Raw genomic sequence first — 9,564 nt, 5'->3', positions numbered from 1 at the left:
ATGAATATTGAAGAAATGAATATTAATGAAATATTAGATTATACAAAATTTTTTCTTTAAATTATATATTTATATTACCATAAAATACTAAAAAAGTTAAGTATTGTAGTTATATCAATAATAATGTATTAATTAATAGAGGTGATTTATTTTATGGAGAAAAAATTTATGACCGCACTTATATGTGCATTTTCAAGAGCATATCATTCTAAAGAGAATAAAGTAAAAATTTTTGATGACACTATTGCAGAATTATTATTATCAAAGGAAGAATATAATGAGATAGGAGAAAATATGTCCAATGGAATAAAATTCTTTAATCCTAACTTTGTTGGAAATAAAAATGAAGCTTTACGATGGATTGTAGATAACCAATTAGCATCATCACCACTTGGCAGGGCAGCATATACAGAAATAATGCTTAAAAATGCTGTATGTGTCAGTAAAGTGAAGCAATATCTGATTTTTGCTGCAGGATATGACAGTTTTGCGTATCGTCAACCTGAATGGGCAAAAGAAATAGAAATTTTTGAAATTGATCATCCAGTAACTGCAAATGATAAGATGGAACGACTAAAAAAAGCAAATATAGAGATACCAGACAATGTTAATTATGTAGATGCTGATTTTACACAAGAAAAATGGAGTGAAGCAGTAAGTAAAAATAAGAAATTTGATAGTACTAAGATTAGTTTTTGCAGTTTGCTTGGACTATCTTACTATCTTTCAAAGACAGATTTTGAAAGATTGATTGGAACAATAGGAGAAATTATACCAGAAGGTAGTTCACTTGTATTTGACTATCCTGATGATGTGACTTATACTGAGAAAGTAGCTGAAAAAACCAAAAAACAAGTAATGCTTGCAAATGAAGCAAAAGAAAAAATGCTTGCAGGTTATTCTTATGATGAAATAAAAAAATTACTTTCCAGATGTGGTTTTTCAACATATGAACATTTAACTCCAGATCAAATTACTAAACAATACTTTGAAGAATATAACAAAGCAAATCCCACGCACTATATGAGCGCATTTGATAATGTTAATTATTGTTTAGCTGTAAGACATTAATATTATTTTAATATAAGAAGTTTAAACAATGAGAAAGTGTAGTTTTTTCTATCTCCCTGTTATAGAACATAAGCACCACAGTAATTTATAAAAAACAGAAAAGATTATGTTTTTACTTTCACAAACATAATCTTTTCTTATATCTTTAAATTAACATTACATTTTTTCTAATATTTTTTCAACCTCTTCAATAGTCAATCCTGTTGCTTCTGCTATTTCATCATTTTCCTCAAATCCCATGAGATCTTTGGCAAGAGAAATCATCAATCTTTTCACATTTATTTCAACGCTTTCTGGAAGATCAGACATATCAGCTAAATTTTCTGTCAGATTAAAATATTCAGCATCTTCATTTTCATCATCTTCTTTAAATAATTTAATTTTCTTAGCCTTTTCTCTGTTGTATCCATTTAAATATACCAGCTTATTATCACTTTCATCTAAATCTTCATCTGAAATAACACTTATCCCTTCCTGTTCAAGAATATAAGCTGTTATTCCTTTTCCCTTGATTTTATTACCAGAAAAACTTCCATCATAAACAAAATTACAGCCACAAGAAGGACTTCCTTCTTTAAGTATAGCTTTATTTATACCTGCTTCCTTGGCTATCCTTAAAGTTTCATATGCTCCGTCTAGGAATTGTTTAGTAACATCATTTCCTAACTTATCAATTGCTTTTCCTTCATTTTCAATAACCTCTTTTGCGCATGAATCCAATTCAACGGGATTCCTTGGTGTTGGTAATCCTCCAAGTTGTTCAGGGCATACAAGTATTGCTTTTCCTTCTTGAAACATCTTCATACATTTTTCATTTAAATTATTTTTTCCGCTATATTTACAATTTACTCCACACAAACATGCACTGATAATAAATATTTTGACCTCCTCCTTATACATTCTAATTGACAATGGCCAATGGACAATTAAGGATGAAATCTTTTCAAGATTTCTTTAATTATTAGATAATTTTATCATCCTTATGCTTTAAGTTCTACAACTGTTACTCCATCTCCACCTTCACCGTAAACCCCAAGTCTGAATGATTTAACATGTGGATGCCTCTTAAGCATTGCTGTTATTGCATTTCTTAATACACCTGTTCCTTTACCATGAACTATAGTAACTTCTCCTAGGTTAGCTCTATATGCATCATCAAGATATTTATCTGTCTTATAGCATGCTTCTTCTGAATCCAATCCCCTTAAATCAACTCTTGATTCTATGTTGCTTAAATTAAGTTTTACTTCTCTCTTTCTTTTAGCTTTTTCTACTTTAGTAACCTTTGTCTTTCGTAAGTCTTTAAGTTTTACATTTATTTTCATAATTCCTGCTTCAACTTGAACATCACCTTTATTGTCTGGCATAGAAACTATCACTACTGTCTGATTTAATGATGGCAAAAATGCTTCCATTCCAAGACTTACATTTGTTATTGGCTCTCCTTCGCTTTCCTTCATTTTGTGAAGGCCTTTTTCTTTCTGTTCAAGACTATCTTTAAGCTTTTTACGCTCTTCTTCAAGCCTTGCTCTTCCTCCACCTTCAATCCCCATTTTTTCTAAAGCTCTCATAGCTTTTAATATTTCATCAGCTTCTTCCTTTGCATCAGCTATTATTTCTTTAGCTTCTTGTCTTGCATCCATATATGCCTTATCTCTTGCCTTTTCTAACTTTTGAAGTTTATCTTCATACTTTATCTTAAGCTCTTCTGCTTCTTTTTTCAGCATTGCAGCTTCCCTTGCTTCTTTCTTGGCAACTATACTTTTTTCTTGCAGATCCCTTATAAGATTTTCAAATTGAAGATTTTCTTCAGACATATACGTTTTAGCTCTCTTTATTACACCTTCAGCAAGACCAAGCCTTTTTGAAATTTCAAAAGCATTAGATTTACCTGGAACTCCAATAAGGAGTCTATATGTAGGTCTTAAAGTTTCTATATCAAATTCAACAGATGCATTTTCAACGCCATCAGTTTTTAATGCATATGCTTTTAATTCACTGTAGTGTGTTGTTGCTATTATTCTTGCATTTCTCTTTCTCAATGTTTCTATTACTGACATTGCAAGTGCAGCACCTTCAGCAGGATCTGTTCCAGAACCAATTTCATCAAATAATACTAAAGACTGATTATCTACATATCTCATTATTTCAACTATATTCGTCATATGTGATGAAAATGTTGACAAACTCTGTTCAATACTCTGTTCATCACCTATTTCAGCAAAAACTTCAGTGAAGAATGCTAAAGATGAATTATCTCTTGCAGGTATTAAAAGTCCGCTCAGCCCCATAATATGAAGAAGCCCTACCATCTTTATGGTTACAGTTTTACCACCAGTATTAGGTCCTGTAATCATCAGTGTATCAAATTCTTCTCCAATATATACATCTGATGGAACAACTTTATCTGATTCAATCATAGGATGTCTTCCACTATAAATATGAAATGTTCCATCTTCTTTTATAATTGGTCTTACTGCATTTAATCTTTCTCCATACTTAGCTTTTGCAAATATAAAATCAAATTCAGCAAGCATTTTAAAATTACTTAGACATTGATCAGAATTATCTTTTACCTTTAATGAAAGTTCAGTTAATATTCGTTCAATCTCTGCTTTTTCTTTCAACGCAAGTTCTCTTATTTCATTGTTCAGATTTACAATACTCATTGGCTCTATAAAGAATGTAGCACCAGTTGAACTCTGATCATGTACTATTCCTGGAACAGCACTCTTATACTCAGATTTAACAGGAATAACATATCTGTCACCTCTCATAGTATATAAATCATCTTGAAGATATTTTGAATTACTTCTTACTATTGAACTTACTTTTTCCCTTACTGAAGAATTTTTTTCTTTAAGGCTTCTTCTTATGTTATGTAATGTAGCACTTGCCTTATCACTTATTTCTTCTTCAGAAACTATAGCCCTGTCAATACTGTCTTCAAGGGTCTTTACAGGAGTCAGTATATATGCTAAATCTTCAAGTTTTTCATAAGATTTTTCAAATTCTTCTCTTTTAAAGAATTCCTTCATATTCCTTGCTGCTCTAAGTGTACTTCCTATTTTAAGAAGCTGTCCTGGAGTTAAAGTTCCGCCTTTTCTTGCTCTCTCTATTCCTTCATGTATATCAAATAATCCTTCTAATGGAGGATTTCCTTTATCGAGAAGAACTTCCAAAGCTTCATTCGTCTCATCAAGTTTGTTATTTATCTCATAAACATTGTCATAAGGCATAAGTTCAGCTATCTTTTGCTTTCCTGCATTTGTACGTGCATATTTCTGTATCTTTTCTTTTATTTTATTAAATTCTAATATTCTTAAACTCTTTTCATTCATAAAAACACCTCTGCTTATACAGTTAAAAGCCATCAGTTATTAACTTATGCTACTCCACACCTCTTTTATAATGGCCTTTTGTATACATCTTATTTTCATTTTTTCTGCCAGAACTTATCTGAAGTAAAACATCTTTAACCTCTTCATAAGTTTCATCTAAAAAATCCACTCTAAAATTCTCAATATTGAAATTCTTCATTTCTTCCGATTCTTCTATAAGATTTATAGGAAGTGAATTCAATATATGACTTCTACAATTATTATCACATAAAACTCTGAATTTTTCATTCATTCTGTCTATTAAAGTAAATTCATCCTTCATACATGGCATACTACATTCTTTTTTAGAACTTTTATTTCCAAATGTACTTCCCACTGGGCAATATTCACTTACCATAAGCTCTGCCTTTCCATATATATTTACTCCAACCTGACAAGTAATATTTTTCATTACTTCCTTGATTTCTTTTCTATTAAGTTCCAAACTTAAAAATGGTATATCAATATCTTTACTGTAGAATTGTGCTCCTTCACTGTTGAATATATTAAGCTTGTAATCACCTAATATAAACATAGAATCTTTATATTTTCTTATTATGCCTGCATTAGATGTTATAATACCTTTAATAAATGGCGCTAATTCATCAATTATTTTGGTAATCAAATCAAATTCCTGTTTTATTATTTCCGGAAGTCTTAAATATACATTTTTGTTTGAGTATCTTTCTTTTAATTCTTTTACATCTCCCTTATTTAAAGATCCTTTCATTCTACTGTAAAATATATTTAATGCAATATTTTCCACATTATCATCTTCAATAAGAGCCTTAAGCTGATCTTTTGTAATACAGCTATATATATATCCAATTTTTTTATCATATTTAGCTGGAATCAAATATTCTTCTTCCATATTTCTTTTTCTTCTATAAGATTTTATGGAGTCTTTAAGAATATTTTCAAATAATTCTCTCCTCAAATTATTCAGCGAAGCAATTCTTATAAATCCTTCATCAAAAACATTAAATATTATATTTTCAAATTTATACGGTACTTCTCCTGACTTCTTTAATGACTCTTCTACTCTTTCCCTGCTTAATGGCTTATTTGAAGCTTCTTCTATAACATCTCCATAAACCTTATATTCTTTTCCATTAAATATAGTTTTTAATATTATAGGTGCATTTACTTTAAATTCAACTTCTCCCGTAAGAAGAAGTTTTCTCTTATATGGCTTTATATAATCATGAAGTTCATCAAAAAGCTTTTTATCAGACATTTTAAATAATCTAAATCCTTTTTTATATCCACCACATGGAAAAAGTTTAACTCTTTCTCCCTTATTAGCTTCCTTTACTTCTTTTCCTTTTAATATTATTTTGCTTAAAGTAAATCCATCATCATCAAATCTTATTCCATCACCTAATGCCACATGAGATTCCAATATAATCTCACCGTTATCCTGTACCTTACCTATAAAAACTCCTGTATTTTTTGCATAGTTAAAGCTCATCATATCTTTCCCTGTATTTTTATAAAGATATGCTTTTGCAAATCCCTGTCTATTAAATAGCTGTGTAAGTTCATTTTTTCCTTTGTTTAAATCAAATTTAGTATTCTTTTCAATTTTATCTATTGCTTTTCTATAATTTCGTGTAACACCAGCAACATATTCAGGCTTTTTCATTCTTCCTTCAACTTTTAATGAAGAAGTTCCACTATCTATTATTGAATCTACATCATCAATGAGACATGTGTCTTTAGGACTTAGAAGATAACCTTTCCTTTCACCAGAATTTTCACCCTTTAATGTATACTGCATTCTGCAGCTCTGTGCACATCTTCCTCTGTTTCCACTTCTTCCTCCAATCATAGAACTCATAAGACATTGGCCTGAATAGCATACACACAATGCACCATGAACAAATATTTCAGTTTCTATTCCAAGATCTTTTGATATATACTTTATTTCATCTAAAGACAATTCTCTTGATAATACAATCCTTTTAAGTCCTTTTTCTGTAAAATATAAAGCCCCTTCACCATTATGAACTGTCATCTGAGTTGAAGCATGTAATTCAAAATCAGGATATACCTTCTGAATAAGATTTATCAATCCTGTATCTTGAATTATAAGAGCATCTACACCTATCTCATATAAATATCCTGAATATTTTAATGCCTCTCTCAATTCATTTTCTTTTAAGAGGGTATTCATTGTAACATAAACTTTTACGCCATAACTGTGAGCATAATCAACAGCTTTCATCATAGTTTCATTATCAAAATTTGAAGCATATGCTCTTGCTGAAAATTTACTGCCTCCAAGATATATAGCATCAGCTCCATTGTTTATTGCCGCCACAAGGCTTTCCATACTTCCAGCCGGAGCAAGTAATTCTATATTTTTCATACTTTTTGTATCCTCCTAAAATACTTTTAAATAAAGTATTTTTATTCATCCTTGTTTATAAACTTTTAATATATGTTGCAAAACTAAAATTTATCTAACACATATTTTATCTAACACATATAAAAATATAAAAGAAATCTTGAAAAGATTTCATCATTCACTCTCAATTGCAATATATACGCATATCCTAAAATTTTAGTATTCATTAGAATTAAACACTTTTCAATAATTCTTTACAATATATCAACATATATAATATACTAATTTCAAGAAAATGCAAACACCACATAAAAAGAAGACACTAATTCAAATCTAGTATCTTCTTTATTTAAACATATTAATTTAAATATATCTTATTTTTTATTTTTAACTACCGGTCCTATTTGTTCTTTTTTAGCCTTTGCAAGTTCTATTTCTGCATCAATAACTTTTGCCTGCAACTCAAACAATCTATGTTGAAATGATTTTGATTCTTCAACTAAAGTGTTATTTTCATTTACGACCTTATTTTTTTCTGATTCTATTACTGATATTCTGTTATTCAATTCCTCTATTGAATCTTTGCTGTTTGCCAATTCAACTTCATATTTATTTACATTTTCCAGACAATTATCATAATCTTCTTTCATTTCTTCTATCTGTTTATTGGCTTCTTTTATGGTATTTTCCTTTTCTTCAATTTCTCTTTTTAGCTTTAAGAAAATCCCTTGTTTATCATCAAGTTCCTTTTCAAGTCTTCCAATTGCTCTTATTTTGCTTGAAAAATCATCATTAAGTTTTTTCAATTGAGATTCTCTTGCTTCAAGACTTGAATTTAAATTTTCAATTTCATCATCTTTAAGTTTAATTTCATTACTTTTTTCTTCTTTAAGTTTTTCCATATCAATATTTAATTGCGCATTTTCTAATTTTGAATTTTCTAAATCTTTTTCTAACATATATTTGTTTTCTTTAATATTTTCCAATTCCTTAGATAATTCATCATTAGCATCTGTTATCTCATTAAATTCTATATTCATCTTTTCTTCTTTTTCTTTTAATGTACTCAACTGCAATTCAAGATTTATTTTTATGTCATTTAATTCAGATATTTTTGATTCTTTAGCTGTTTTATCATTATTTAAATAATCTATTTTTTCTTTATATTGATTTAATTCCTTTTCAGTTTCATCAGTCATTTGATTAATCTGTTTATTTAATTCAGAAATTTCCATTTTTCCATCGTCAATTATATTTTTTAATTCTGTACATTTATCTTCATATTCTTTCAATGAATTATTTAGATTTTCTTTTAATTGTTCTAATTGTTCAATTTTACTGCTTAATGTTTTGTTTTCAGCAGAAGATGTTTCTTTAAGATCTTCATATGATTTAATCTGTAAATCAAGTTTTTGTTTACAATCTTCCAGCATTTTATTATTTTCTTCATAATGATTATTTAATTCACTTAATTCAACTTTGCATTTACTATAATCTTGTGATAATACTTCATTCTTTTTCTTCTCTTCTTCAAGATTTAATTTCAATTTTTCAATTAAATCTTCCAAACTTATCTTCTCATTATCGAATTCTTCTTTAACACTTTTTATTTCCGATTCTAATGAAATATTTTTCTCTTTTAAATTTTTGTTTTCATCATCTAGATTTATTTTAGCAACATTTATTTCTTCAAGTGCTGCAGCTATTTCCAAATTAGAATTATTTAAATTGTTTAATTCAGATTGAAGTTTTCCTTTATTTTCACTTACTTCTTTCAATTCTTTCATCAAAGCATTTATTTTATCATTTGCACTCTGTAAATCTTTATTAAGTCGATGTTCTTTATTCTTTGCTTCATCAATTTTCTTATAATTAATTTTGCCTTTTTCTCTTACCTCGCTCAATTCTTTAGTAAGTGATTCTATTTTATTTTTTCGTTTTTTTGATTCGTCTAATGTTTCTTTATTGTATTTTGATAACTTTTCATTTTCTAGTTTTAATTGCGTAATTTCTTCACTCAATTTATTATAAGTGGCTTCCTGATTTTTATATCTCTCATGAAGTTCTGCTTCCTTAGCATTAAATTCTTCTTCAACATTGTTTTTTTCTTTTACAGCATTCTCAAATTTTTCTTTATATCCTTCAATAGTATTTTTCAATATATTTTTTTCATTTTCAATAGCTTCTTTTTCTTTAATAATTTTATCAAGTTGATCATCAGACTCATATAATTCATCAGCAATATTGACTGCTGCAAGTACTGTTGCTGCATTGGTACTCAATCCAGATTTTTTGGACAGTATTTCTTTGATTCTGCTGTCAACGTAACTTGCTACACCTAAAAGATATTTTTCATCTTTTTCCCCCTTTAAATTGTAGCTCATACCATTTATGTTAACTGTTACCTTAATCATACTAATATAACACCTCGTAAAATTCTTTATTTCTTTAATTATAGGATATAATCAATAATAAAACAATTACATACCTTAAATATTAAAAAATTATCTGTCACTATAATTCCATTTATTTTTTCTATGAAATATTGTCAATATTCGATTTCTTATTACTTTTCTTTTAATATACACGAGCATTATTTATAGACTTTATACCTAATATAAATCTCAAAATTTCAAATCATCTTAAAATAAATACTTTATATTATTGATACTATATTTTTTCATTTTCATTTTACTTATTAAGATAAATATATTAATATATATATATTCAAATTTTATCATTAGTTTATCCAAATATAAATGG

At 28.2% G+C, this 9,564-nt stretch carries 5 protein-coding genes; 1 reads left to right on the top strand and 4 read right to left on the bottom strand.

The genetic code is table 11. The features are described from left to right. Positions 1-153: 153 nt before the first annotated feature. On the top strand, positions 154-1,071 hold the full coding sequence (locus Q0F58_RS04895; RefSeq protein WP_294373197.1) for a class I SAM-dependent methyltransferase: 918 nt from the start codon (positions 154-156) through the stop codon (positions 1,069-1,071). A gap of 156 nt (positions 1,072-1,227) precedes the next feature. Here the strand turns inward: Q0F58_RS04895 and Q0F58_RS04890 are convergent, their stop codons facing one another. The 4 genes from Q0F58_RS04890 to zapA form a co-directional block, all read right to left on the bottom strand. Then, positions 1,228-1,950 carry a DUF523 domain-containing protein gene (locus tag Q0F58_RS04890; RefSeq protein ID WP_294373202.1) on the bottom strand — a complete coding sequence of 241 codons (723 nt, stop codon included), beginning with the start codon at positions 1,948-1,950 and terminating at the stop codon, positions 1,228-1,230. A 101-nt stretch (positions 1,951-2,051) separates the two neighbouring features. After that, on the bottom strand, positions 2,052-4,412 hold the full coding sequence (locus Q0F58_RS04885) for an endonuclease MutS2 (RefSeq protein ID WP_294373195.1): 2,361 nt from the start codon (positions 4,410-4,412) through the stop codon (positions 2,052-2,054). A gap of 49 nt (positions 4,413-4,461) precedes the next feature. Further along, on the bottom strand, positions 4,462-6,822 hold the full coding sequence (locus tag Q0F58_RS04880) for a U32 family peptidase (RefSeq protein ID WP_294373193.1): 2,361 nt from the start codon (positions 6,820-6,822) through the stop codon (positions 4,462-4,464). Between the two features lie 353 nt (positions 6,823-7,175). Next, complete coding sequence (gene zapA / locus Q0F58_RS04875; protein WP_294373190.1) at positions 7,176-9,215, bottom strand: cell division protein ZapA; 2,040 nt, start codon at positions 9,213-9,215, stop codon at positions 7,176-7,178. Positions 9,216-9,564 lie beyond the last annotated feature (349 nt).

Source organism: uncultured Clostridium sp. (assembly GCF_934754915.1).
GTDB lineage: Bacteria > Bacillota > Clostridia > Clostridiales > Clostridiaceae > Clostridium.
Note: the sequence above shows the minus strand (reverse complement) of the source record. Positions and strands in the feature narration are given on the sequence as shown.